This window comes from Methylobacterium thuringiense (assembly GCF_022179645.1).
GTDB lineage: Bacteria > Pseudomonadota > Alphaproteobacteria > Rhizobiales > Beijerinckiaceae > Methylobacterium > Methylobacterium thuringiense.
In genome coordinates this window covers 12,203-34,553 of record NZ_BPRA01000012.1, presented here as the reverse complement: position 1 = coordinate 34,553, position 22,351 = coordinate 12,203, and the positions used below count along the sequence as shown (strand labels likewise).

Here is a 22,351-nt window from a genome sequence, read left to right as displayed (position 1 = left end):
GCGCGGGCCGCGACGCATCGCCACTGCCGGGGCCCGGCGCTTTTCGCGCCGGTCCCGTTCCGAATTCGCCTGTCGCGTCGCCTTACCGATTCGCGCGGTCGACGGCGCGGCGCGGCCGCGGGGCGACGGAGCCCGTCGTGGGAACCTCGCGCTGGGTGACAGTGGGCGACGCGGTGAGGAAGTCCCAGGCCTTCTGGCCCTGCAGGCTCGACGCGGCGGCCTGTGAATTCGACGGCGCTGCCGAACCCTGGGCGTGGGCTGCGCCGGCGGCGATGAGGCTGGCGGCGACGATGGCGATCCGGATGGTCATGGGCACAATCTTTCGCGGAGCGCGGCTGCGGGGGAAGGGTGCAGCTGCGAGCGGGATGATTGTTAGCATGTTGTGCTTGGAGCGGGCGATTGGCGTGTGCAAGCGCACCGAAGAGTGCGTGATCGCAGCGAGGTTTGAAGGCTGCTTTCCGGGGCAACTCCCACTCGGCTTGGAATGTCTGTAGCGGCGCCTCGCATCTATTTTGAGGTTCGGTGGCATATGACCAACCACCAAGTCCGAGGGCGAAACTTCTGCGGACTAAATACCAACTAAAAATCGATAAAAACATCTAATATAATTTACTTTGTAGCCGGGTCGGTAGTCACGGCCAAACCTTAACCGCCACCGACCGCCTTACAAGATCCCGATCCGAAGTAACCTCACACCCCTTTGTCCCCAGCCTCGCGTAGAACAACGCCGCCCCCTCCCCCACATCATCGAAATTCCGCCCCCGCGCCGCTGGATCGAGCAACGCCGGATAAGCGATCAGCCCACCCGCCGCCCCACACGGATCATCGTAAAGCGTCGCCCCAGCCAGCAGCAGCCGCGGCACGTCCCAACTCAGAAGGTCGCGAGACGTCGTCCAGTAGAAGCCCGACTTTGAGAAACCGTCGCCGGTCTTGGCCATGAACACCGCGATGAAGGCGCCACTGGCGCGGTGGCGGACGACGGAGCCGACGGGGGCGGGAAACGGGGCGATCGGCTTGCAGGTGTCGGTGCGCTTCGGGCCGGGCCGGTACGGGTCGGGGAAGGCGGCGGTGAAGCCGGTGCCGGTCCAGGCGCGCCAGCTCGACGGGTCGGCCGGGGTCTCGGTGCGGAACAGGCAGACGCCGTGCGGCTGGTCGCTGCCGGTCTGCGCGGCTTGCCGGTCCCAGCCCGTGGTCGAGGCGAAGACATAGCGGTAGCGGCCGTCAGCAAAGATGTTGGAGGGGTTGAAGAAGCCCCGGTGCCGGCCCTGGTCGACCTCCTGGCGGAAGGGCGGGCCGGCCACCACCGCCGGCGGGGTCTTTCGGGTGAAGGTCAGGCCGCCATCCGTCGAACTCGCGCCGAGGACGGTGTTGTACCAGCACTCCATGTAGACCTTGGAGCGGCAGCGGCCCGGATGCTTGTCGGCCTGGTATTCGTGGTGCAGCAGCGCGGCGACGGTCTTGCCGTCCTCGGTCCAGGTGGCGGTGATCCAGGAGCGGTCGTCGTAGGCGGCGGGATCGGGGTTTTCGCCGGATTCGAGGACGACGCGGCAGTCGATCTTCAGGTGGTCCAGGTCGGGGCCGCGCAGGGCCCGGTTGCGGTAATGCAGGCCGAACAGGGCCACAGCGCCGGTCGCGTCGCGAAAGGCGCGGGCGGGGGCGTCCGGCACGTCGGCGCCGTCGCAGGCATCGCGCGCGGCGACGAAGACCGGAATCGGCGGCCCGACCAGCGTCAGCGCCGAGAGCGGCGGCTCGCCGGCCGCGCGAGCGGTGTCGGCGAGTGCCAGGAGGGCGAGCAGGATGCGTGGGATCATCGGAGCGGCCTGGACATCGCCTGAAAAAACCAGTCTTGAATCGTTATAGAGTGTTCGCGTCCGGTCCCTACGGCGACCGGTCCTCGCGGATTCGACGACTTTTCCGGGAAGACCATGGCGATCCTGATCCTCGGCCTCGTGCTGTTTCTCGGCACGCATGCCTTCACGATGATCCGCAGCCGGCGCGCGGAGATGATCGGCCGTGTCGGCGAGAACCGCTACAAGCTCGGCTACACGATTCTGTCGCTGCTCGGCTTCGCGCTGATGATCTACGGGTTCGGCCGCTACCGGGCCGAGGGCATGATCCCGGTCTGGAATCCGCCGGTCTGGACGCGCCATCTCGCGCTCACGCTGACGCTGTTCGCCTTCATCAGCCTCGCGGCGATGGGGCCGCGGCCGAGCCACATCCAGGCGGCGGTGAAGCACCCGATGCTGCTCGCCATCAAGATCTGGGCGACGGCGCATCTGCTGGCGAACGGCGATCTCGGCTCGATCCTGCTGTTCGGCGGCTTCCTCGCCTGGGCGGTGGCGGCCCGGATCAGCCTCAAGCGCCGCGCCGACGAGCCGGCGCGCAAACTCCCAAAACCCGCGCCTGCCGGCTGGACCCGGGACATCGTCGCCGTGGTGGCGGGAACGGCCGTGTGGTTCCTTTTCGCGCGCTTCCTGCATCCGATCCTGATCGGCGTCGCGGCCTGGCCGGGACAGGCCTGACCGATTCCGCATTCGCCAAAGCCGGGCCGCCGTGCTAGGCGCGCCCCCTTGAGACGGGTTGAGGCGGGCATCGCCCGAAAGGGGCGTCCGGAACGGAATGGCCGAGAACAACGAGTTCTTTCGCGAGGTCGCCGAAGACTATCGCCGGGACCAGATCGCCGCGATCTGGAGGCGCTATAGCGCGCTGATCATCGCCGCCGCGGTGCTGATCGCGGCCGGCGTCGGCGGCTGGCGCTACTGGCAGCACGACCAGTTGGTGCGGGCCGAGACCGCCTCCGCGCAATTCGACACGGCGACCAAGCTCGCCACCGGCGGCAGCGGCCCCGAGGCCGACAAGGCCTTCGAGGCCCTGAGCAAGGACGGCCCCGGCGGCTACAGGATCCTGGCCCGCTTCCGCGCTGCCGCCGACCTCTCCAAGCGCGACGCCCCCGCCGCGGCCGCCGACTACGAAAAGCTCGCGGCCGACACGAGCCTCGGCGACGGCCTGCGCGATCTCGCGCGGCTGCGCGCCGGCCTGATTCGCCTCGACGCGGCCGATCCCGCCCCGGCGCTGACGAGTCTCCAGGGTCTGGCCGCGCCGACCGGCGCCTTCCGCCACACCGCCCGCGAGATGCTCGGTCTCGCCGCGCTGCGACGGGGCGAATACGAGGCCGCCGGCCGCTGGTTCGACCAGATCGCGGGCGACGCCGAGACCCCGCAGGGCCTGCGCCAGCGGGTCGAGGTCTACGAGGCGCTGGTCTCCGGCGGCCCGGTCACCGTGATCGAGGCCAAGCCCGACGCCGCAGCGCCCCCGCCGATGACCCGCTGACCACGCCATGGCTCAATCCGTCGCTTTCTGACATAGCAGCGGCAGCGATACGATCCTTTGCCGTCATTCCGGGGCTCGCCACAGGCGAGAACCCGGAACCCACGCGAGATGCCGCGCACTGCGCAGTTCTCGATCGCGGGTTCCGGGTTCCGCTGCGCGGCCCCGGACTGACGGTTTCGCACGTTCAACACCAGAAGACTGAAACCACCATGGAATTGCCGACAGTCGCGATCGTCGGCCGCCCGAACGTCGGCAAGTCGACCCTGTTCAACCGGCTGGTCGGCCGCAAGCTCGCCCTCGTCGACGATCGCCCCGGCGTCACCCGCGACCGCCGCGAGGGCGACGTCGCCTTCGGCGGCCTCAAGTTCCGCGTGATCGACACCGCCGGGCTGGAGGACGCGGCCGCCGACTCGCTCACCGGCCGCATGCGCCTGCAGACGGAAGCCGCGATCGTCGAATCCGACGTCGTGCTGTTCGTGATCGATGCCCGCGCCGGCATCCTCCCGGCCGACCGGCCCTTCGCCGAGATGGTGCGCCGCTCAGGCTGCCCTGTGATCCTCGTCGCCAACAAGGCCGAGGGCCGGGATGGGCTGACCGGCGCCTACGACGCCTTCTCCCTCGGTCTCGGCGATCCGATCCCGTTCTCCGCCGAGCATGGCGAGGGCGTCGGCGAGCTCCACAGCGCCCTGCAGGAGGTGCTGCCGGAGCCGGACGAGGACGACGAGGATGACGGCGATCCCCGCGGCAAGGCGCTCCGCGTCGCCATCGTCGGCCGCCCGAATGCCGGCAAGTCCACGCTGATCAACCGCATGCTCGGTGAGGAGCGCCTGCTCGTCGGCCCCGAAGCCGGCATCACCCGCGATTCGATCTCGCTCGACTGGGAGTGGCGCGGCCAGCGGATCAAGCTGCACGACACCGCCGGCATGCGCCGCCGCGCCCGCATCGAGGACAAGCTCGAGAAGCTCGCGGTCTCGGACGGCATCCGCGCCGTGCGCTTTGCCGAGGTGGTCGTGATCCTGCTCGACGCGACGATCCCGTTCGAGAAGCAGGACCTCACCATCGTCGACCTTATCGAGAGCGAGGGCCGCGCCCTGGTGATCGGCCTGAACAAGTGGGACCTCGTCGCCGACCAGCCGGGTCTGCTGAAGGAACTCAGAGCCGATTGCACCCGCCTGCTGCCGCAGGTGCGCGGCGTCGCCGTGGTGCCGCTGTCCGGCCTCGCGGGCGAAGGCCTCGACAAGCTGATGCAGGCGGTGACGGAGGCGGCCGAAGTCTGGAGCCGCCGCGTCTCGACCTCGAAGATCAACGATTGGCTGAGCAGCGCCACCGGGCGCAATCCGCCGCCCGCGGTCTCGGGCCGGCGCATCAAGATCCGCTACGCCACCCAGGTGAAGGCCCGGCCGCCGCATTTCGCGCTGTTCGGCAACCAGCTCGACGCGCTGCCGAAATCCTACACGCGCTATCTCGTCAACGAGATCCGCGTGGCGTTCGAGCTGCCCGGCACGCCGATCCGGCTCTCGTTGCGGACGACGAAGAACCCGTTCGACAAGGGCTGAACGCCCGATCCCGGGCCGGGGAGAAGCCGCATCTCCGATCCAGGGACGGAAGGGAACGGGCTTCTCCGGCGCGGGGGAATCATTGGGAAAGCAAGTTCTTGTTCTGATTGGGAAAATCCGTAGCATCGAGCCTGCTACCAAGGTGATTTTTCCATGGCCGTACAGACTTCCGCCGCGTCGCCGCAGGTGACCGGGCGTATCGACCCCCGCACGCTCGCGCTTCTGGTCGGCGGATCGCTCGCCGCGCTGGTCGGCCTCGGCGCCGCGGTGTTTCTGGTTCAGCTCTACGCCGACGGCGACTGGGGCGCCGTGCTCGCGGCGGCCCGCGAGGGCCTGTCCACGCGTGGTTTCTGGACCGCTGCGGGCGTCGGCCTCGTCGCGCAGGTTGTCGACGGTGCACTCGGCATGGCCTACGGCATCACCTCGACCACGTTCCTGCTCTCGACGGGCGTGCCCCCCGCTGCAGCCTCCGCCTCGGTGCATATCGCTGAGGTGTTCACCACGGCCTTCTCCGGCGCCTCGCACTGGCGGCTCGGCAACGTCAACAACGACCTCTTCAAGCGCCTCGTGATCCCCGGCGTGATCGGCGGCGTGCTCGGCGCCTACATCCTCACGTCGATCGACGGGGGCACGATCAAGCCGTTCATCACGGCCTATCTCCTGCTGATGGGCGTCTACATCCTGATCAAGGCGTTCCGGACGATCCGCATCCGCACCGAGCCGCCGACCCTGGTGGCGCCGCTGGCCCTCACCGGCGGCTTCGTCGACGCCGTGGGCGGCGGGGGATGGGGGCCGGTCGTCACCACCTCGCTCGTCGGCAGCGGGCAGGACCCGCGCACGACCATCGGCTCGGTCAACGCGGCCGAGTTCTTCATCGCGGTGTCGACGGGATTGTCGTTCGCCCTGCTCGGCGGGCTCACGCATTGGACGACGATCGCCGGGTTGGTGATCGGCGGCCTGTTCGCAGCACCGATCGCAGCGTTCATCTGCAGCAAGCTGCCGACCCGCGCCCTGATGATCATTGTCGGCGTGCTGATCTCCGCGCTGAGCATCTACAACCTGGTGAAGTTGCTCGCGTGACCGCAGCCATCGTTCGATCGGCCGGAACAACTCCGGCCGATCGGTCGTCTCGATCAGGCGGCCGAGTAGGTGATCGGCGTGGCGACGCCGGCATTCGGGACCGGGTCGGGGCCGAACTGGTTCGGGCCGATGGTGCCGCGCAGGAAGCCGGTCTCGATGAAGTACCAGATCCCGCCGATGAACGGCACGAACATGATCAGCAGCCAGACGCCCGGCTTGTTGCGGTCATGGTAGCGCTTTATGCCGAGGCAGATGCCGGCCCAGGCCGGAACGACGAACAAGACTAGGTTGACGAGGATGAACGGAACCGCGGCGGCGCCGTTCACCGAGTAGTTGCCGGCCTCGTCCGTCTGATTGGGAATCAACTGGGCGATGGCTAGATTCACCGCGAGCCCGATGGCCAGGATCGCCAGCATCAGCAGGATGTTCGCCTTCCAGAACTGGCCGCGGCCAATCCGGCCTTTAGCGGAAAACAGAAGTTTCTTCATGGTAGCCCCAAGGCACGTGTGACCGGCCTCTGATTTGAACGAAGTTCGGGCCGTTCGTTGGTGCTAGGAGCCTGTGGGCGCGGTCTCAATGGCCAAGCTGAAGATTGGAACGCCGGGGCAAGAATTCGACCTGCCTCGGCGCTCGTGGGTGTGGATAGCGCGGATCAGATTCCCTGCGTCGTCTCCGCGAGCCAGTCCACCACCGCATCGAGGGCCTGGCGATTACTGGTCTCGCCGCCGCGGGCCGATTCGAAGGTCGCAATCTGGCGGTCTGCGCTGGTGCCTTCGCGCAGGATGCGGTGGGCACCCTCGACCTCGGCGCGGCAGCCCAGCGCCTCGGCATCCTCGGCGATGAGCGAGAGGACCGTATCGAGCGTGTCGGCGAAGGCGAAGGCCTGCTCCGAGGCCTCGTCGATCAGCTCGGCCTCGATGCCGCTGCGCTGCGCCCGCCACAGGTTCTCCTGCGCCAGCGCCCGCGAGACGCCGGTGAGCCCGGCATTGAGGTCGGGCCGCCGTTCCACGAGGCGCACGAGGCAGCGGAACAGTGCGGCGATGGTGAGCGCGTCGTCGAGCCGGGTGCAGCTGTCGGCGATGCGCAGCTCCAGGGTCGGAAACTTGATCGATGGCCGCAGGGAATACCAGAGGAAACTCGCATCCTGGATCGAGCCGGCATTGACCATGATCCGTACGTAGCGGGCGTGATCTTCTTCGGTGGCGATCAGCTCCGGCAGGCCTGTGCGCGGCAATTCCCCGAAAGCGCTGAGGCGGTAGGCGGAGAGGCCCGTCGGCTTGCCCTGCCAGAACGGCGAGGAGGCCGAGAGCGCGAACAGCAGCGGCTGGAACGGCAGCAGCCGGTTCATCAGGCCGACGCGTTCGCCCGGGTTCTCGACCTCCACATGCACGTGCATGCCGCAGATGAGGCTGCGCCGCCCGGCCAGGCCGACATCGCGCAGGATGCCGCGATAGCGGTCGCCCTTGGTCGGCAGCTGCCGCGCCCAATCCGCCACGGGATGCGTGCCGGCGGCGAAGACCATCAAGCCATGCTCGCGTCCGATCTCGCCGAGCTGCCGCCTCTGCCGGTGCAGGACGTCGCGCGCGGCCGCGAACTCGGTGGAGGGCGGCGTGCAGACCTCGACCTGGCACTGCAGCAGTTCGCGGCCGATCTCTGGCAGCCGCTCGGCCGCCTCGACATGGAACGGCTTGACCGAGCGCCGCGGTGTGCCGCGGGTCTCGGCGTCGGCGATAAAGTACTCTTCCTCGATGCCGAAACGGTAGCTGTGGCCGGTCATCGCGCGCCCTCCCCTGGACGGCCGGCTTTTGCCGGGCTCTGTGAACGTGTGCGGAGAGGGTTCGGTTCAGCTTTGCCGCAGCGCGCCACCCACCATCCAGGCCGGATCGAACCAGCGGTCCGCCTCGCCGTCGTAGGGGAGACGGGTGACGTCCCAGTGCTGGATGTACTTCGCGTATACGTTCCACACCGAGATGCCGCCGCCGACGAAGATGCGCCGGCCGGGATAGCGCGCCAGCACCTGCTCGGGATCCTCGTGCGAGCGGATCACGTCGATGGTCCGGTCCTTGAACGCGAATTCGGGTACCGCGCCGATGGTCTTGGGGCCGGCGATGAGAACGTGGCCCATGGTCAGCGCGAAGAAGCGCGTCACGTCTTCGACGAAGAGCGGATCGGTGTTGCCCTCCCAGGGAAGCTGGCCGTTCAGGCCGAGCTGGCCCCGCTGGCCGATGGCGCAGATGCAGCGGACGTCGATCATGGTGGGTCCTCGGGTGGGGTTATCGACCTGGTGCCCCAACACATTCCCTCATCCTGAGGTGCCGCAGCGAAGCGGAGGCCTCGAAGGAGGGCTCCAGGGATCGCGGTGGTGTCTGGAGCCCTCCTTCGAGGCCGCTGCGCGGCACCTCAGGATGATGGGGATCGGTCGGGGCTGCGCCGAAGGCGTCAGCCTTGCCCGTCAGATCACTCGGGCGGCCGAAATGCCAAGACCTGTCCGGTCGGAAAATCGAAGATCTTGCCGGACTCCGTCCAGTCCGGCGAGGCCAGCCTGACGAAATGCGGCGCCAGATCCTCGGGCGTCTTCAGCGTCTCGGGATCCTCGCCCGGCATGGCCGAGCGGCGCATGGCGGTGCGGAGCGGTCCGGGGCTGAGCAGCATGGCGCGGATCGGCGTCGTCTCGGTCTCGGCTGCATAGGTGCGCACCATGGCGTCGAGCGCCGCCTTGGAGATCGAGTACGGGCCCCAATAGGCCTTGCACTTGTGGGCCGCGCCGGAGGTCACGAAGATCGCGCGGCCGGCATCCGAGCGGCGCAGCAGCGGGTCGAGGGAGCGGATCAGGCGCCAGTTGGCGGTGACGTTGATGTCGATGGTCTGCTGCCAGACCTTCGGCGTGATGTGCCCGAGCGGCATCAGCGCGCCGAGGATACCGGCATTGCCGACGACGATGTCGAGTTTGCCCCAGCGCGCGTCGATGGCGCCCCCGAGGCGGTCGATGGCGTCGTAGTCGGTGAGGTCCAGCGGCACCAGCGTGGCGCTCGACCCGACGCCCTGGATGGCGTCGTCGAGCTCTTCGAGGGCGCCCTGCGTGCGCGCCACCGCGACGACGTGCGCGCCGGCCCCGGCCAGTGCCAGCGCGGCGGCACGGCCGATGCCGCGCGAGGCCCCGGTGACGACGGCGACGCGGCCGGCAAGCGGTTTTTCGATCGTCATCGTCATCGGACGCTCAGTCGGCTTCAGCCAGCATCGCGAACCGCTTCGGCCCGGCGATCTGCAGGTCGGTCAGGCCGGTCGGGTAGTCGCCGGTGAAGCAATGGTCGGTGTATTGTGGGCAGGTCGCGTCACGGCCCTCCTCGCCCATGGCGCGGTAGAGGCCGGGGATCGAGAGGAAGGCGAGGGAATCCGCGCCGATATAGTCGCGCATGCCTTCGAGATCGTAGGTCGCGGCGAGCAGCTTTTCGCGTTCCGGCGTGTCGATGCCGTAGAAGTCCGGGTGCGTGATCGGTGGCGAGGCGATGCGGAAATGCACCTCGCGGGCGCCGGCCTCGCGCATCATGCGCACGATCTTGATCGAGGTGGTGCCGCGCACGAGGCTGTCGTCGACGAGCACGATGCGCTTACCCTCGACGGCGGCGCGGTTGGCCGAGTGCTTCATGCGCACGCCGAGCTCGCGCACGGTCTGCGTCGGCTGGATGAAGGTGCGCCCGACATAGTGGTTGCGGATGATGCCGATCTCGAACGGCAGCCCAGCCTCGTGCGCAAAGCCCAGTGCCGCCGGCACGCCGGAATCCGGCACCGGAATCACGATGTCGGCGTCGGCTGGGGCCTCGCGGGCTAGCTCGTGGCCGATGTTCTTGCGGATGCCGTAGACGCTCTTGCCGTTCACCACCGAATCCGGTCGGGCGAAGTAGATGTACTCGAAGATGCACGGCCGCATCGGCTGCTTCTCGGCGAAGCGGATCGACTCGACGCCCTCCTCGGAGATCACCACGACTTCGCCGTTCTCGACATCGCGCACGAAGCGCGCGCCGATGATGTCCAGCGCACAGGATTCGGAGGCGAGGATGTAGCGGCCGTCGAGCTCGCCGAGCACCAGCGGACGGATGCCGAGCGGGTCGCGGGCGCCGATCAGCTTCTTGTTGGTGAGCGCCACGATGGCGTAGGCGCCCTCGATCTGCTGCAGCGCCTCGACGAAGCGCTCGACGATGCGCGGCTTCCGGCTGCGGGCGGCCAGATGCAGGATCACCTCGGTGTCGGAGGTCGACTGGGTGATGGCGCCGTCGCGCACGAGGTCGCGCCGGATCGAGAGGGCGTTGGTGAGGTTTCCGTTATGCGCGACCGCGAGCCCCCCGCTCGCCAATTCCGCGAAAAGCGGCTGGACGTTGCGCAGGATGGTGCCGCCGGTGGTCGAATAGCGCACGTGGCCGATGGCGGCCCGGCCGCGCAGGCGCTCGATGGTGCCGCGGTCGGAGAAGTTGTCGCCGACGAGGCCCTGGCGGCGCTCGGAATGGAACACCGCACCGTCGAAGGAGACGATGCCGGCCGCCTCCTGGCCGCGATGCTGCAGGGCGTGGAGTCCCAGCGCGGTGACGGCGGAGGCGTCGTCGTGGCCGAAGATGCCGAAGACGCCGCATTCCTCGCGCAACGTGTCGCCGTATTCGCCCAGCGGATCGCGGTCGATCTCGGAATCGGGGACGCTCGCGCCGGGTGCAGGCATGCCGATACGAAATCCTCGTTGCCGGAACCTGGCTCCGGACTGCGCTCAAGAAGCGCTACTTAGTCGGCCTCGCACCCGCAACCAAGAATGGTTCCACGCAGATCAGCGTCCCGGTGCCGGCGTGGCAGGGGCGACGTCGCTGCGGCGCTGGCCGCCGGTCTCGGTCTCGGCCGGCGGTTCGCCGGGCTCGCCGGTGCCGTCGCCCTTGGGCTTGCGCAGGTTCTTCAGGAAGCCTTCGGGGTTGGCCGGAAGCTGCGCCACCAGGGTGTCGCCGGCTTTTTCCAGCATCGGCCGGCTCTTCGCCTGGGCAGCCCATTCCGGCATCTTGCCCTGGACGAGCCAGGCCAGAAACACCCAGCCGATCACGCAGATCAGGAAGCCGCGCCCGGCGCCGAACAGGAAGCCGAGGGAGCGGTCTACCGCGCCGATGCGAGAATCGAGCACGATGTCGGAGATCTTCACCGTGATGATCGACACGACGATGAGGGTGCCGAGGAAGATCGCGGCGATCGAGGCGACGAGCGCCACGGTGTCGCTGGTGACGTGCTCCTTCACCGTCGGCAGCAGCATCGGGTGCAGCGTCCAGGCGACGGCGCCGGCCACCACCCAGGCGACGATGGCGAGGACTTCGCGCGTGACGCCACGCACCGCGGCGAGCAGGGCGGAGATCACCACGATGCCGAGCACCACGAGATCGAGGATCGAGAACGGCATCGCTGTCGGCAATCGTGGGGGCGGAGAAACGCATGAAGGGAACGACCGCACCGGCTCCCCCCGAACCGCGCGCCCTCGTCTCTTGGTTACCGAACATACCCCGCCGAACCTCGGCCGTCACCCGCCGCCCGGCCGAGCCCGCCGATTCACGGTTCGTGACGACCGGCAGGCCACACCCTGCACGGGAAAAGGCACCATCGCCTGGGCCGGCGGCGGACCTGTTTCGTGCCAATCTCGAGGCAGGATCCCAAACGAAAAAAGCCGCCCTGCGACGGGGCGGCTTCTTCGAACGGCTTGGAAGCCGAAAATTACTTGATCTTGGTCTCTTTGAAATCGACATGCTTACGCACGACCGGGTCGTACTTGCGCATCGTCAGCTTCTCGGTCTGCGTGCGGGAGTTCTTCTTGGTGACGTAGAAGAAGCCCGTGTCGGCGGTCGAGATGAGCTTGATCTTGACGGTGACGGCCTTGGCCATGGCGCTATGCCCCTGAAGCGGTGGGTGAACGCATTCCGCTCGGGCGAAACGCAAAAGGCCGGGTTGAAACCCGGCCGGAATTCGAGCGCGTGAATGCCCGATCGGCCCTCGCCCGTCAAGGCAGCGAAGATTTCAGCCGCGTGGCGGGTAGGTATGCTCCAGGGCCGGGAAGCGGCCCTCGCGCACGTCGTCCGCGTAGCCCTTCACGGCGTCCTCGATGTGCCCGCGGAGCGCGCCGTAGCTCTTCACGAACTTCGGGGCGCGGTCGGAGAGGCCGAGCATGTCCTCGAGTACGAGGATCTGGCCGTCGCACTGGGCGCTGGCGCCGATGCCGATGGTGAGGGCCGTCACCTCGGGCGAGGCGGCGACGGCGCGCGCCACCGGCTCGACGATGCCCTCCATCACCATGGCGAAGGCCCCTGCCCGGCTGATCGCCACGGCATCCGCCATCACGGCCTCCGCGCTCTCGGGCGTATGGCCCTGCACCTTGAAGCCGCCCATGGTGTTCACCGACTGAGGGGTGAGGCCGATATGGCCCATCACCGGTACGCCGCGCTCGACCAGGAACGCCACCGTCTCGGCGAATTTGGCGCCGCCTTCCATCTTGATCGCGCCGGCGCCGGTCTCCTTGAGGACCCGGGCGGCGGTGTGGAAGGCCTGCTCCTTGCTCGCCTCGTAGGAGCCGAAGGGCAGGTCGACCACGATCAGAGCCCGGCTGGTGCCGCGCATGACGGCCTGGGCCTGCACGATCATCATCTCCACGGTGACCGGCAGGGTCGATTCCATGCCGTGCATCACCATGCCGAGGGAATCGCCGACGAGGATGAAGTCGCAATAGGCGTCGAGGATGCCCGCCGTGTGGGCGTGGTAGGCGGTCAGCGCGATGATCTTGCGGCCTTCGGCCTTGCGCCGGGCGAGATCGCCGGCCCGCACGCGCCGGGACTGACTGAACTGCGACATGGGCTCCTGCCTCGCCTGCCTCGCGGACCCGTCGGGCCGGGTCACGCCGCGAGGGCGTTGCTTACGGCGCGGCACTCTACACGAGTTCGGCCGCGATGGCGGCACCGCGCGAACCGGGACTGTTGAGATCGGAAGCGGCCCGGAGAGGCCTGCATCGCATGCGTGGTACGGCTAACCGTCCCGCTTGCCCGTTTTTACGAGCGTTTCCTCCCTGGACTTCGGTCCGTCTCCGGGCAGCCTTTTTTCTGCCACAAGTGGACGAGTGTCAACAAGGATATCTGTAGCGATGGTTTTGAAATCGCTGAATTTTTAGGCTTACGGTAAGGATTGCCCGTGGGCCGGGCACGTGCTCCCCACCGCCGGTCTCAGAGGGTCTTTTCCCGGAACGATTCGAGCCATTCCACTCGGCCGTCAGCGTTACGGCTGGGCCGGTGGCGTCGCCTTCTCGCTGGCGATGGCGGTCCAGGCCTTGTCGGCCTTCACCACGGTGGTGTCGTGCGTGTCCTGCCAGCCCTCGACGCCGAGCGGCCACCAATGCACGCGGCTGTAGCCAGCCTCGACCAGACGCTTGCCGGCGTTCCAGCTGCCCCAGCATTCCGGCCGGCAGAAGGTGACGATGGGCTTCGCCTTGTCGCCGCCGGTGAGCGCGGCGATGCGCTTGAGGAATTCCGCCTCCTGCTCGGCCGTCAGCGGCACGACGCCGGCGCCGGGCAGCCAGACCGCGCCGGGGATGGAGCGGTGCGAGGGCAGCCAGGGCGTCCCCGGGGGCAGGCCCTGCGGCTTGCGGTCGGCGAGCACCACGTCGAGCAGCACAGGCTCGTCGGCAGCGATCAGCCTGTCGAGGGCGGCGAGGTCGACGACCGTCGCGCCGTTGAGGGTCGGCGGCGTGTAGCCGTGCTGGGGGCCTTCATAGAGCCCGGCCGGCTCCGTCACGTTCACCGGCGAATCCGCCGGGCCCGCCGCCCCGAGCAAGGCGGCGAGAGCGACGAGCGCGAGCGGCCGGACGAGACGCGAGCGATGCATCGAAAGCCTCAGTTGCTCGCCGACGGCACTTCGAAGGTCTTCTCCCACCGGCCGTCCTGGTTGTCGGAGGCGACGACCTTGATCGGGCCCTTGCCCTCGGGCTTGAAGCCGAAATTGATCACCGGGTTCGAGGCGATCGAGATGTCGCCGTCCATGTGGAAGATCAGCGTGTCGCCGTACGACACATCGAGCTTCTGGATGAACCGGGCCGGGGTGTAGTCGCGGCTGACCTGATTCATCTGCATTCCCGAAAAGTTCGGGTGGCGGATCATCAGGGTCGCCTCGGCCGGCTTGCCGGGGGTCGCCTCGCCGAACTTCAGGCGCATGTCCCCCATGCCCTTCATGGCTTCCTCGTCGCTCATGCCCATTGGGGCCGAGCAACCACCGGACGCCTTCACGAACTGCTTCGATTCGAAGAATCTACCGTCCTTGGTCTCGGTCACGGCGTGGACGTCGGTGTAGTTGTTGACGCGCACGCGCAGCTTGATCTCGCCGGGGTCGGCTGCCGGCCCGAAGATGAAATGGGCGGCATAGGGCGTCGGGTTGTCGTCGATGATCAGCGACACGCCCTTGACCTTGTCCTTGTCGGACATGGCCAGTGTGATCGGCACCAGCGCGGCGTCCTCGGCGCGCTTCGGGGCATCGATCCGGACCATCGTCTCGCTCGGCTCGATCGTCTTGCCGGCGAAGATTTCCTTCTTGAGATCGTTCCAGCGCGCGACGCGCTCCTGATCGGTGTCCGAAGCTCCGGCTGCATGCGCCATCCCCGTCACCGAGAGCGAGAGGCCGAGGGCTAGGATCAAGGCTTTCATGGCGTCCTCCTGATTGCTGACGAATCTAGCGCAAGTGTCGACGATGGGGATGCGGGCTCGCGCGGGTCACTCCCACTCGAGTTCCTGGTAGGCCTGGGTGACGTTTCGAGTGTTGTAGTTGTCGAAGAGCTGCCACTTGTCCCGCTGGTCCATGGCCACGGTCTTCACGGCCTTCTCGATCGGGACGTCCGCGGCGATGGCCTTGCGGGTCTGGTCGCGTAGCGCTGCGAGGTAGCCGGTGATGGCCGCGAAGGCCGGCTCCAGCTCGACCCGCGTCGGGCCGTGGCCCGGGATGCCGCCCGTGGCGCCGAAGCTCTTGAGCTTTTCGATCTCCTTGAACCAGCCGAGCAGGCTGCCGTCGAGCGAGGGAATCCGGTCGACTGAGAGCAGGTCGGCCGGAAACAGCAGACCGCTCTGCGAATCCAGCATCGAGAGGTCGCTGTTGGTGTGCGCCTTGCCGTGGGCGTGGAAGCTGAGCTTGCGGTCGCCGAGATCGATCTCGGCGGCGTCCTTCACCTCGAGGGTCGGATAGACCACGCTGCCGGCCTTGTCGGCGCCGAGCATGTCCACGAGGCGCTTCCGATAATACTCGCCGCGTGAGTCGAGGGCTTCGCGGAGCGAGGCGTGACCGATGAAGACCGGCTTGTCCTCAGTGAAGGCGGCGGCGCCGAAGACGTGGTCGGGGTGGACGTGCGTGAGAACGACGTGGCTGATCGGCTTGGTCGTCCGTTTCCGGATCTCGCCGCGCAGCCACTGCCCGTCGACGAGGCTTCCGCCCGACTCGGTGACGAGCACGGACTCCTTGCCGACGACGAAGCCGATATTGGCGATGGCGTCGTTGTTCTCGGCACTCGCGTCGGCGATCACGCCGTGCCGGATGAAGATGCCGGGGCCGACCTCGTCCATCGCGAAGCCTTCGGCCGAGCGCCCCAGCGTCGGCAGGCAGCAGAGACAGAAGCCGCCGAACAAGGCCTCGCGCCGGTTCGCAGCCCCTCTCATCGGGCGAGCCCCGAGGCAACTTGGGCACGGAACGCCGTTCCGCCGAATGCGGGCGCGACCATCTGCCGTTTCCTCCGTCTTGTCTTTCTACCATTTAGTAGGTAGCCAGAGTTCCGGTCAAGTGCCCGGCGACCGTGGTCGGCAAGATCTACAATCAAGCGCGCTTGATGAACACGGACGGCAGACGATGAGGGACACACGCAGCGAATTGCTGATGCAGGCCGAGACCCTGGTGCGGGGCCGCGGCTATTCCGGTTTCAGCTATGCCGATCTCGCGGACGCCGTCGGCATCCGCAAGGCGAGCATCCACCATCATTTCCGCACGAAGGAAGACCTCGCCGTCGCCCTCGTCGCCGCCTACGACGCGCGCTACGACGAGGCGCTGGCCGCGATCCTCGACGAGACCGCGGATGGCCTCTCGCGGATCGAGGCCTATGGCCGGCTCTACCTCAGCGGCGTCGAGACGGGCCTCGGCTGCCTCTGCGCGGCGCTGGCCGTCGAACTCGACACGCTGCCCGAGGCGGTGCGGACGGATGTCGCCCGCTTCTTCGACAAGCACATCGCCTGGCTGGAGCATGTCTTGGCCGAGGGCGTCGCCGACGGCAGCATCCGCGCGAGCGTCGACCCGGCCGCGTCCGCGCGGATGGTCGTCGCCACGCTGGAGGGGGCGCTGCTGCTGGAACGGTTGCTGGCGGGCGCGAAGGGTTTCGGGAATACGTTGACGGCGCTGGGTGAGAGCTTGCGGCCCGCGCGAGGCTAGAGCCGTATCCGATCCGATTGCATCGGCTCGGCGTCTCTAAGGTTTTGTTTTGCCGCGCTTTCTTTCGACCAACCGGTATCCACTTGGTCGGAAAGCGCTCTAATTCCCGCTCAGCGGTAGAACAGTACGCGCCCGCGCGGTCGTAACTGCAGCAAGACATCGAAATCGCGGACGCTGCGGGTGAGGACGGTCAGGCCGAGCCTCATGGCTTGTACGAACAGCGTGCAGTCGTGAAGCGCCCGCATCCGGTCGTCCTTGGCGTAGCCCTGTGTCCGGCAGAGAATTCCAGCGTAGATCGCTGCCACGGCCAGGGTGTCGAGATCGGGCGTGAAGAGACGATGCGGTGGCATCGCGTCCACGGCCGTCTTGATCGCAGCGATGGCCGTTTTGCTGCGCGGGTCGCCCGGATCGAGTACACCGACGGTCTGGAGCAACTCTTGCACGGCGACGGCGCTGTGGTTCACGACCCTGATGGCGATCAAGTGGTCGAGCACCTGAGGCGTCCTGCCCTGCATCTGGTCGATGTAGACGCAGGTATCGAGCAGCAGCCCATTCCCTGCCTCGACCCGCGCCCCGACGAAGGGCAGCGCTTCGTCGGGGCGCCGGCTGAGCGTGGACTTCGGATCGTGCCGACGTACGCGTGCGGACGTCTCGAAGCGGAAGGCCATGCCCCTAGACGTCGAGGTCCAGGTCGGCGGGCACCGTGCCGCGCAACTCGCGAAATACGCGCGCAAAATCGTCTTCGACTGCCACGTTCGCCAGTGCGAATTCCACGAGTTCGGTGTCGGATTGTAGCCCGGTCCGCATCTTCGCGCGTTCGATGAGCGCGGGCGAGACGCGCCCCGATATGCGACCGCCCTTGCCGGCGGTCAGGCCACTCTCGCTGGCGCGCGTCAGGACCGCCGCGATGCGATCTCGGTTGCCGCCGGGCGAGGCGCCGTCATTGGATGCCGCCTGATCGATGGTCGCCGTCTTCGATTTTCCTGCCATGGTCGAATGCCTACCCATCACGCTATGCGCGAGGAGTGTTCAACAAAATCTATTTTCTGGCAACGCCGAAAGAGGGTTTACCCTCTGATCCTTCATAGGAATGGCGCCGGATCGTTGTCCTTACGCGGCGGCTTCACATCCACCCGGTTCCACCAGCCGCCGCCAAGCGCCTGGAACAGCGCGACCGTATCCGAATACTGGTTGGCGCGGGCCGTGGCCGAGGTCACTAGGGCGGAGAGATAGGCCTGCTGGCCGATCAGGAGCTGGGCGCTGTTGATGGCACCGGCCTCGAACTGCTTGCGAATGAGGGCCGTGCTGTCGCCGGTGGCCTTCTCGGCGGCCGTGGCGGCGGCGACGGCGTCCGCGTCGGATTGCAGGGCGCGCAGCACGTCGGCGACGTTCTGGAAGGCGGTGAGCACGACCTGGCGGTACTGGGCCTGGGCGAGGTTCAGCCCCTCTTCGGCGGCCTGCTGGCGACGGAACAGCGTGCCGGCGTCGAAGAGTGGCTGCGCTACGGACCCAACCACGCTGTAGAAGAACGCGGTGGAGCTCGCGAGCTGGGCGATCCGCACCGCGCTCGATCCGCCGGCGGCGGTGATGTTAAACTGCGGCAGCCGGTTGGCGACCGCCACGCCCACGCCGGCGCTCGCCTGCTGGACCTGCGCCTCGGCCGCCTTCACGTCCGGCCGCTGCTGCACCAGCATGGAGGGCAGGCTGACGGGTAGCTTCGTCGGCAGGTGAAGCGCGTTCAGAGCGAACGTCTCCGAGACCTCGTCGCTCGGTAGGCGGCCGACCAGGGCGGTGAGGAGGTTGCGCTGCTGCGCCAGCGCCTTCTCCAGCGGCGGCAGAAGCTGTTGCGAGACCGAGAGCTGGGCCTGCTGCTGGAGCACGTCGGCCCCGGCGATCTGCCCGAGGGACAGCTGCTTGTTGTAGAGGTTGAGCACCTCGGTCTGGGCCGCGATGACCTTCTTGGTGGCGTCGATCTGGGCGCGCAGCGACGCTTCCTGGATCGCGGCGAGCACGACGTTGGTGGTCAGCGTCAGGTAGGCGGCTTCCAGCTGGAAGCGCTGGTTCTCGGCCTGGGCCTCGAGGGCCTCGACCTGCCGTCGGTTGCCGCCGAACACGTCCGGCACGAAGGCGACCTGCACCTGCGGCGTGAACAGGCTGTAGGTCAGCTGGCGCTGGTCGTTCAGTGGGCTCTGCAACTCGCCGCCCGGCGCCCGCTGCTGCGAGGCGAGGCCGTTGAAGCCGACCTGCGGGAACAGCGTGCCGCGCTGCGCCTCGGTGTTCAGGCGCGCCATGCGGAGCGCGGCCTGGGCCGCGTCGAGGGACGGGTTGTTGGCGAGCGCTTCGGTGACGAGGCGGTTCAGCGCCTTTGAGCGAAACAGCGTCCACCACTGGCCCGAGACGTCGGCGCCCTTGACGAAGTCCTGGTCGGCCGAGCCGCCCTGGCGCGTGGTCAGGCCGCTTGCGGCGCGGGGATCGCGCAGGGGTTCCTTGGTGTAGCCGGCGACTGCGGGGTCGGCCGGCGCCATGAAATCCGGGCCGACGGCGCAGCCGCCGAGGCCCGCGGCCAGCGCCAGGACGGCCACGGTCGAGCGCAGGCGCTTCGAGATCTGTGTGGCTGCCGTCATGCCCCCGTCCGGCGATCCGCACCGTGTATTCGCACTGCACAGGCGCTCGCCGGGAGGTGGAGTCAACGCGAAGCTTCGCGCACGCACGACCCTTTCGTCAGGCTGTTGCCGGTGCATCACGGGGCGTGTCCGATCAGGCCGCGACTGCATGCCGGTGAGCGCCCTGCCCCGCGGCCATCGGCTGGGGGCGCCGGCGCGAAAACAGGGAGATCAGGACCGGCACGACGACGAGGATCAGGTTCGGCGCCAGCGTGATTCCGCCGACGACGACGAGGGCGAGCGGCTTCTGCACCTGCGAGCCGATCCCGGTCGAGACCGCCGCCGGCAGCAGCCCGACGCAGGCTGCGACGCAGGTCATCATGACGGGCCGCATGCGGATGTTGGCCGCGTTCCAGACCGCGTCCTTGCGCGTCTGCCCCTCCTCGATCAGCTGGTTGTAGTAGGCGAGCAGGATCACGCCCTCCATCGTCGAGATGCCGAAGAGCGCGATGAAGCCGATCGCCGCCGAGATCGAGAACGGCGTGCCCGTGAACACCAGGGCGAAGATGCCGCCGATCATCGCCATCGGGATCACGCTGAGGGTGAGCAGCATGTCCACGACGGAGGCGAAGTTGACGTAGAGCAGCAGGGCGATCAGCGCGAGGGTGATCGGCACCACCACGGACAGGCGGGCCACGGCGTCCTGCAGGTTGGTGAACTGCCCGACCCATTCCAGGTGGTAGCCGGCCGGAAGCTCGACCTCGCGGGCGACGCGTTCCTGCGCCTCGATCACGGCGCTGCCGAGGTCGCGCCCGCGCACCGAGAATTTCACCGGGATGTAGCGCTCCTGATCCTCGCGGTAGATGAAGGCCGCGCCCGAGACGAGGTCGACGCTCGCGATCTCCGAGAGCGGCACCTGCACCACGGTGTCGTTCGGGGCGTTGGCGCCGATGGTGATGTTGCGGATGGTCTCCAGCGAGCGGCGGTACTCGGGCGCGAGGCGCACGCGCATCGGAAAATGCCGGTCCGAGCCGTACTCGTAGAGGTCGCCCGCCGCCTGTCCGCCGATCGCGGCCTGGACGGTGGTGTTCACGTCGCCGGGCGAGAGCCCGAACCGCGCCGCCTTGCGACGGTCGACGTCGATGCGCACCGTCGGCTGTCCGAGCGAGGTGAAGACCGCGAGGTCTTCGACGCCCGGAACGGTGGCGAGCACCGCCTTGACCTTGTTGGCGGCCTTGGTGATCTCCTCGAGGTCGCTGCCGTAGATCTTGACCGAGTTCTCGCCCTTCACGCCCGAGGCCGCCTCCTGGACGTTGTCCTCGATGTATTGGGAGAAGTTGAACTCGATCCCGGGGAAATCGGCTGCGAACTTGGCCTGCAGGTGGGCGATGATCTCTTCCTTGCTGACGCCCTTGCGCCAGTCGTCGATGGGCTTCAGCGGCGCCAGGATCTCGACGTTGAAGAAGCCGGTGGCGTCGGTGCCGTCGCTCGGGCGGCCCTGGTGCGAGAGCACGGTGACGACCTCGGGCACCTCGCGCACGATGCCGCGGATCTTCTCAACATAGGCGTTGCCGGCCTCCAGCGAGATTGAACCGGGCATGGTGCCGCGGATGTAGAGGTTGCCCTCCTCAAGCTTCGGCAGAAATTCGAGGCCCAGCGTCTTGCCGGCGATGCCGGCCGCCGCCAGCACCGCGATCATGATGCCGAGCGCCATCACCTTGTGGGTCAGGGCGAGGCGCAGGATGATGACGTGGCCGAAGCGCATGGCCCGGACGATCAGCGTGTCGCGCTCCTCGACGTGCTTCGGCAGGATCAGCGCGGCCAGCGCCGGCGACACCGTGAATGTCGCGAGCAGGCCGCCGATCAGGGCGTAGGCGTAGGTCTTGGCCATTGGCCCGAAGATGTGGCCCTCGACGCCGGTCAGCGTGAAGAGCGGCAGGAAGCCGACGATGATGATCGTCGCCGAGAAGAAGATCGCCCGGTTCACCTCGGCTCCGGCGATGCCGATGATGCCGAGACGCCCGGTGAGCCCCCCCGGCGCCGTCTGGCCCTCGCTGTGCTCGGGTTCGGCCACGTGCCGGAAGACGTTCTCGACCATGATCACGGTCGCGTCGACGATCAGCCCGAAATCGATGGCCCCGAGGGAGAGCAGGTTCGCGGAATCGCCGCGGATGACGAGGATGGCGATGGCGAAGCCCAGCGCGAAGGGGATCGTCGCCGCGACGATGATCGCGCTGCGGAGCGAGCCGAGAAACAGCCACTGCACCACGAAGACGAGCACCACGCCGAAGACGAGGTTGTGCATCACCGTGTGGGTCGTGGTCTCGATCAGCCCGCTGCGGTCGTAGATCCGCTCGATCTTCACCCCCGGCGGCAGGATCGTCGAGGAATTGATCCGCTCGATCTCGGCCTCGACCCGGCGCAGCGTCGGCAGGCTCTCGCCGCCGCGGCTCATCAGGACGATGCCCTCGACGATGTCGCTCTGGCCGTCATGGCCGACGATGCCGAGGCGCGGCGCGCTGGACACGCGCACGTCCGCCACGTGGCGCACCAGCACCGGCACGCCCTTGACCTGCGTGAGCATGGTCTCGCGGATGTCGTCCATGTCGCGGATCAGGCCGACGCCGCGCACCACGGCCGATTGCTCGCCGACGTTCAGCGTCTGACCGCCGACGTTGATGCTCGAATTGTTGAGCGCGGTGATCACCTGGACCAGCGTCAGGCCGTAGGCCTGTAGCCGGTTGAGGTCGACCGCGATCTCGTATTCCTTGGCCTTGCCGCCGAAGGCGGTGACGTCGACGACGCCGGGGATCGCCTTGAAGCGGCGCTGCAGCACCCAGTCCTGCAGCGTCTTGAGGTCGGTCGGGGTGAAACCCTTCGGGCCGGTCACCTTGTAGCGCATGATCTCGCCGACCGGGCTGGTCGGTGAGATCTGCGGCTGTGCGTTGTTCGGTAGCGCCGGCAATTGCGACAGGCGGTTCAGCACCCGCTGCAGCGCCTCCTGGTAGGTGAATTCGTAGTTGAACTGCACCTTCACGTCGGAGAGGCCGAACAGCGAGATCGTCCGCACCACCGTTGCGTTGGGGATGCCGGCGAGCTGCACCTCCAGCGGAATCGTGATGTAGCGCTCGATCTCGTCGGCCGATTGCCCAGGCACCTGCGTGATGACGTCGACGAGCGGCGGCACCGGGTCGGGATAGGCCTCGATGTTGAGCTGCAGATAGCTCGCGTAGCCGATCCCGAGGGTCATCAGGAACAGCAGGAAGACGAGGACGCGCTGCTTGAGGGAGAAGACGATCAGACTGTTCATGGTGCGCCCTCGGTCCGATC

22 protein-coding genes are annotated in these 22,351 nt (G+C 67.7%); 5 read left to right on the top strand and 17 right to left on the bottom strand.

Translation table 11 applies throughout. The features are described 5' to 3' along the window. Nucleotides 1–82 precede the first annotated feature (82 nt). The gene (locus MFF07_RS13720; protein ID WP_147818601.1) at nucleotides 83–310 is read right to left on the bottom strand and encodes a hypothetical protein; all 228 of its coding nucleotides are present in this window, start codon (nucleotides 308–310) and stop codon (nucleotides 83–85) included. Nucleotides 311–632: 322 nt separating this feature from the next. Next, entirely contained in the window at nucleotides 633–1,811 is a 1,179-nt protein-coding gene (locus tag MFF07_RS13715) for a hypothetical protein (protein WP_238232205.1), read from the bottom strand. A gap of 114 nt (nucleotides 1,812–1,925) precedes the next feature. Here MFF07_RS13715 and MFF07_RS13710 point away from each other — a divergent pair, with 114 nt between their 5' ends. The 4 genes from MFF07_RS13710 to MFF07_RS13695 all read left to right on the top strand — a co-directional run bounded on the left by MFF07_RS13710 (nucleotide 1,926) and on the right by MFF07_RS13695 (nucleotide 5,966). Next, nucleotides 1,926–2,522: an NnrU family protein gene (locus MFF07_RS13710; protein WP_147817105.1), complete on the top strand. Its 597-nt coding sequence runs from the start codon at nucleotides 1,926–1,928 to the stop codon at nucleotides 2,520–2,522. A 97-nt stretch (nucleotides 2,523–2,619) separates the two neighbouring features. Beyond that, nucleotides 2,620–3,330: a tetratricopeptide repeat protein gene (locus MFF07_RS13705; RefSeq protein WP_147817106.1), complete on the top strand. Its 711-nt coding sequence runs from the start codon at nucleotides 2,620–2,622 to the stop codon at nucleotides 3,328–3,330. 209 nt (nucleotides 3,331–3,539) lie between these two features. Further along, the gene (gene der, locus MFF07_RS13700; protein WP_147817107.1) at nucleotides 3,540–4,886 is read left to right on the top strand and encodes a ribosome biogenesis GTPase Der; all 1,347 of its coding nucleotides are present in this window, start codon (nucleotides 3,540–3,542) and stop codon (nucleotides 4,884–4,886) included. A gap of 153 nt (nucleotides 4,887–5,039) precedes the next feature. Then, entirely contained in the window at nucleotides 5,040–5,966 is a 927-nt protein-coding gene (locus MFF07_RS13695; RefSeq protein WP_147817108.1) for a sulfite exporter TauE/SafE family protein, read from the top strand. A 53-nt stretch (nucleotides 5,967–6,019) separates the two neighbouring features. On the opposite strand, the gene MFF07_RS13690 is transcribed toward MFF07_RS13695, so the two are convergent. From MFF07_RS13690 to MFF07_RS13640, 11 genes are all read right to left on the bottom strand, one after another. Continuing rightward, complete coding sequence (locus MFF07_RS13690) at nucleotides 6,020–6,454, bottom strand: DUF805 domain-containing protein (protein WP_147817109.1); 435 nt, start codon at nucleotides 6,452–6,454, stop codon at nucleotides 6,020–6,022. Nucleotides 6,455–6,618: 164 nt separating this feature from the next. Next, nucleotides 6,619–7,743, bottom strand: coding sequence for a carboxylate-amine ligase (locus MFF07_RS13685; protein WP_147817110.1), 1,125 nt, complete (start codon nucleotides 7,741–7,743; stop codon nucleotides 6,619–6,621). A 66-nt stretch (nucleotides 7,744–7,809) separates the two neighbouring features. Beyond that, nucleotides 7,810–8,220, bottom strand: a complete 411-nt coding sequence (locus MFF07_RS13680; protein WP_147817111.1) for a dihydrofolate reductase — start codon at nucleotides 8,218–8,220, stop codon at nucleotides 7,810–7,812. A gap of 203 nt (nucleotides 8,221–8,423) precedes the next feature. Further along, nucleotides 8,424–9,176, bottom strand: a complete 753-nt coding sequence (locus MFF07_RS13675) for an SDR family NAD(P)-dependent oxidoreductase (RefSeq protein ID WP_373322349.1) — start codon at nucleotides 9,174–9,176, stop codon at nucleotides 8,424–8,426. 7 nt (nucleotides 9,177–9,183) lie between these two features. Next, nucleotides 9,184–10,674, bottom strand: coding sequence for an amidophosphoribosyltransferase (gene purF, locus MFF07_RS13670; RefSeq protein WP_238232203.1), 1,491 nt, complete (start codon nucleotides 10,672–10,674; stop codon nucleotides 9,184–9,186). 102 nt (nucleotides 10,675–10,776) lie between these two features. Further along, complete coding sequence (locus tag MFF07_RS13665) at nucleotides 10,777–11,388, bottom strand: CvpA family protein (protein WP_147817112.1); 612 nt, start codon at nucleotides 11,386–11,388, stop codon at nucleotides 10,777–10,779. A gap of 308 nt (nucleotides 11,389–11,696) precedes the next feature. Beyond that, nucleotides 11,697–11,864, bottom strand: a complete 168-nt coding sequence (gene rpmG, locus MFF07_RS13660; protein WP_147075972.1) for a 50S ribosomal protein L33 — start codon at nucleotides 11,862–11,864, stop codon at nucleotides 11,697–11,699. Nucleotides 11,865–11,996: 132 nt separating this feature from the next. Continuing rightward, nucleotides 11,997–12,824 carry a 3-methyl-2-oxobutanoate hydroxymethyltransferase gene (gene panB, locus MFF07_RS13655; RefSeq protein WP_147817113.1) on the bottom strand — a complete coding sequence of 276 codons (828 nt, stop codon included), beginning with the start codon at nucleotides 12,822–12,824 and terminating at the stop codon, nucleotides 11,997–11,999. A 417-nt stretch (nucleotides 12,825–13,241) separates the two neighbouring features. Further along, the gene (locus MFF07_RS13650) at nucleotides 13,242–13,847 is read right to left on the bottom strand and encodes a rhodanese-like domain-containing protein (RefSeq protein WP_147817114.1); all 606 of its coding nucleotides are present in this window, start codon (nucleotides 13,845–13,847) and stop codon (nucleotides 13,242–13,244) included. Nucleotides 13,848–13,855: 8 nt separating this feature from the next. Then, nucleotides 13,856–14,659, bottom strand: a complete 804-nt coding sequence (locus tag MFF07_RS13645) for a quinoprotein dehydrogenase-associated SoxYZ-like carrier (RefSeq protein ID WP_147817115.1) — start codon at nucleotides 14,657–14,659, stop codon at nucleotides 13,856–13,858. 66 nt (nucleotides 14,660–14,725) lie between these two features. After that, nucleotides 14,726–15,658: a quinoprotein relay system zinc metallohydrolase 2 gene (locus MFF07_RS13640; RefSeq protein ID WP_147817116.1), complete on the bottom strand. Its 933-nt coding sequence runs from the start codon at nucleotides 15,656–15,658 to the stop codon at nucleotides 14,726–14,728. A gap of 187 nt (nucleotides 15,659–15,845) precedes the next feature. Between MFF07_RS13640 and MFF07_RS13635 the strand changes: the two genes are divergently transcribed. Then, the gene (locus MFF07_RS13635; RefSeq protein ID WP_147817117.1) at nucleotides 15,846–16,418 is read left to right on the top strand and encodes a TetR/AcrR family transcriptional regulator; all 573 of its coding nucleotides are present in this window, start codon (nucleotides 15,846–15,848) and stop codon (nucleotides 16,416–16,418) included. Between the two features lie 110 nt (nucleotides 16,419–16,528). On the opposite strand, the gene MFF07_RS13630 is transcribed toward MFF07_RS13635, so the two are convergent. From MFF07_RS13630 to MFF07_RS13615, 4 genes are all read right to left on the bottom strand, one after another. Next, on the bottom strand, nucleotides 16,529–17,086 hold the full coding sequence (locus MFF07_RS13630) for a type II toxin-antitoxin system VapC family toxin (protein ID WP_147817118.1): 558 nt from the start codon (nucleotides 17,084–17,086) through the stop codon (nucleotides 16,529–16,531). Between the two features lie 4 nt (nucleotides 17,087–17,090). Then, nucleotides 17,091–17,408 (bottom strand): hypothetical protein, encoded by a 318-nt coding sequence (locus tag MFF07_RS13625; protein ID WP_238232201.1) that lies wholly within the window; start codon nucleotides 17,406–17,408, stop codon nucleotides 17,091–17,093. A gap of 92 nt (nucleotides 17,409–17,500) precedes the next feature. Further along, nucleotides 17,501–19,042, bottom strand: a complete 1,542-nt coding sequence (locus tag MFF07_RS13620) for an efflux transporter outer membrane subunit (protein ID WP_147817119.1) — start codon at nucleotides 19,040–19,042, stop codon at nucleotides 17,501–17,503. A gap of 133 nt (nucleotides 19,043–19,175) precedes the next feature. Next, nucleotides 19,176–22,331 carry an efflux RND transporter permease subunit gene (locus MFF07_RS13615; RefSeq protein WP_238232199.1) on the bottom strand — a complete coding sequence of 1,052 codons (3,156 nt, stop codon included), beginning with the start codon at nucleotides 22,329–22,331 and terminating at the stop codon, nucleotides 19,176–19,178. Between the last annotated feature and the right edge of the window lie 20 nt (nucleotides 22,332–22,351).

Coding starts and splice junctions, on each gene's coding strand:
- MFF07_RS13705 (WP_147817106.1), top strand. CDS start 2,620: ATGGCCGAGAACAACGAGTTCTTTCGCGAGGTCGCCGAAGACTATCGC.
- MFF07_RS13710 (WP_147817105.1), top strand. CDS start 1,926: ATGGCGATCCTGATCCTCGGCCTCGTGCTGTTTCTCGGCACGCATGCC.
- MFF07_RS13665 (WP_147817112.1), bottom strand. CDS start 11,388: ATGCCGTTCTCGATCCTCGATCTCGTGGTGCTCGGCATCGTGGTGATC.
- MFF07_RS13625 (WP_238232201.1), bottom strand. CDS start 17,408: ATGGCAGGAAAATCGAAGACGGCGACCATCGATCAGGCGGCATCCAAT.
- MFF07_RS13620 (WP_147817119.1), bottom strand. CDS start 19,042: ATGACGGCAGCCACACAGATCTCGAAGCGCCTGCGCTCGACCGTGGCC.
- MFF07_RS13680 (WP_147817111.1), bottom strand. CDS start 8,220: ATGATCGACGTCCGCTGCATCTGCGCCATCGGCCAGCGGGGCCAGCTC.
- MFF07_RS13720 (WP_147818601.1), bottom strand. CDS start 310: ATGACCATCCGGATCGCCATCGTCGCCGCCAGCCTCATCGCCGCCGGC.
- MFF07_RS13695 (WP_147817108.1), top strand. CDS start 5,040: ATGGCCGTACAGACTTCCGCCGCGTCGCCGCAGGTGACCGGGCGTATC.
- MFF07_RS13685 (WP_147817110.1), bottom strand. CDS start 7,743: ATGACCGGCCACAGCTACCGTTTCGGCATCGAGGAAGAGTACTTTATC.
- MFF07_RS13640 (WP_147817116.1), bottom strand. CDS start 15,658: ATGAGAGGGGCTGCGAACCGGCGCGAGGCCTTGTTCGGCGGCTTCTGT.
- rpmG (WP_147075972.1), bottom strand. CDS start 11,864: ATGGCCAAGGCCGTCACCGTCAAGATCAAGCTCATCTCGACCGCCGAC.
- panB (WP_147817113.1), bottom strand. CDS start 12,824: ATGTCGCAGTTCAGTCAGTCCCGGCGCGTGCGGGCCGGCGATCTCGCC.
- MFF07_RS13675 (WP_373322349.1), bottom strand. CDS start 9,176: ATGACGATGACGATCGAAAAACCGCTTGCCGGCCGCGTCGCCGTCGTC.
- MFF07_RS13715 (WP_238232205.1), bottom strand. CDS start 1,811: ATGATCCCACGCATCCTGCTCGCCCTCCTGGCACTCGCCGACACCGCT.
- MFF07_RS13690 (WP_147817109.1), bottom strand. CDS start 6,454: ATGAAGAAACTTCTGTTTTCCGCTAAAGGCCGGATTGGCCGCGGCCAG.
- MFF07_RS13650 (WP_147817114.1), bottom strand. CDS start 13,847: ATGCATCGCTCGCGTCTCGTCCGGCCGCTCGCGCTCGTCGCTCTCGCC.
- MFF07_RS13615 (WP_238232199.1), bottom strand. CDS start 22,331: ATGAACAGTCTGATCGTCTTCTCCCTCAAGCAGCGCGTCCTCGTCTTC.
- der (WP_147817107.1), top strand. CDS start 3,540: ATGGAATTGCCGACAGTCGCGATCGTCGGCCGCCCGAACGTCGGCAAG.
- purF (WP_238232203.1), bottom strand. CDS start 10,674: ATGCCTGCACCCGGCGCGAGCGTCCCCGATTCCGAGATCGACCGCGAT.
- MFF07_RS13630 (WP_147817118.1), bottom strand. CDS start 17,086: ATGGCCTTCCGCTTCGAGACGTCCGCACGCGTACGTCGGCACGATCCG.
- MFF07_RS13635 (WP_147817117.1), top strand. CDS start 15,846: ATGAGGGACACACGCAGCGAATTGCTGATGCAGGCCGAGACCCTGGTG.
- MFF07_RS13645 (WP_147817115.1), bottom strand. CDS start 14,659: ATGAAAGCCTTGATCCTAGCCCTCGGCCTCTCGCTCTCGGTGACGGGG.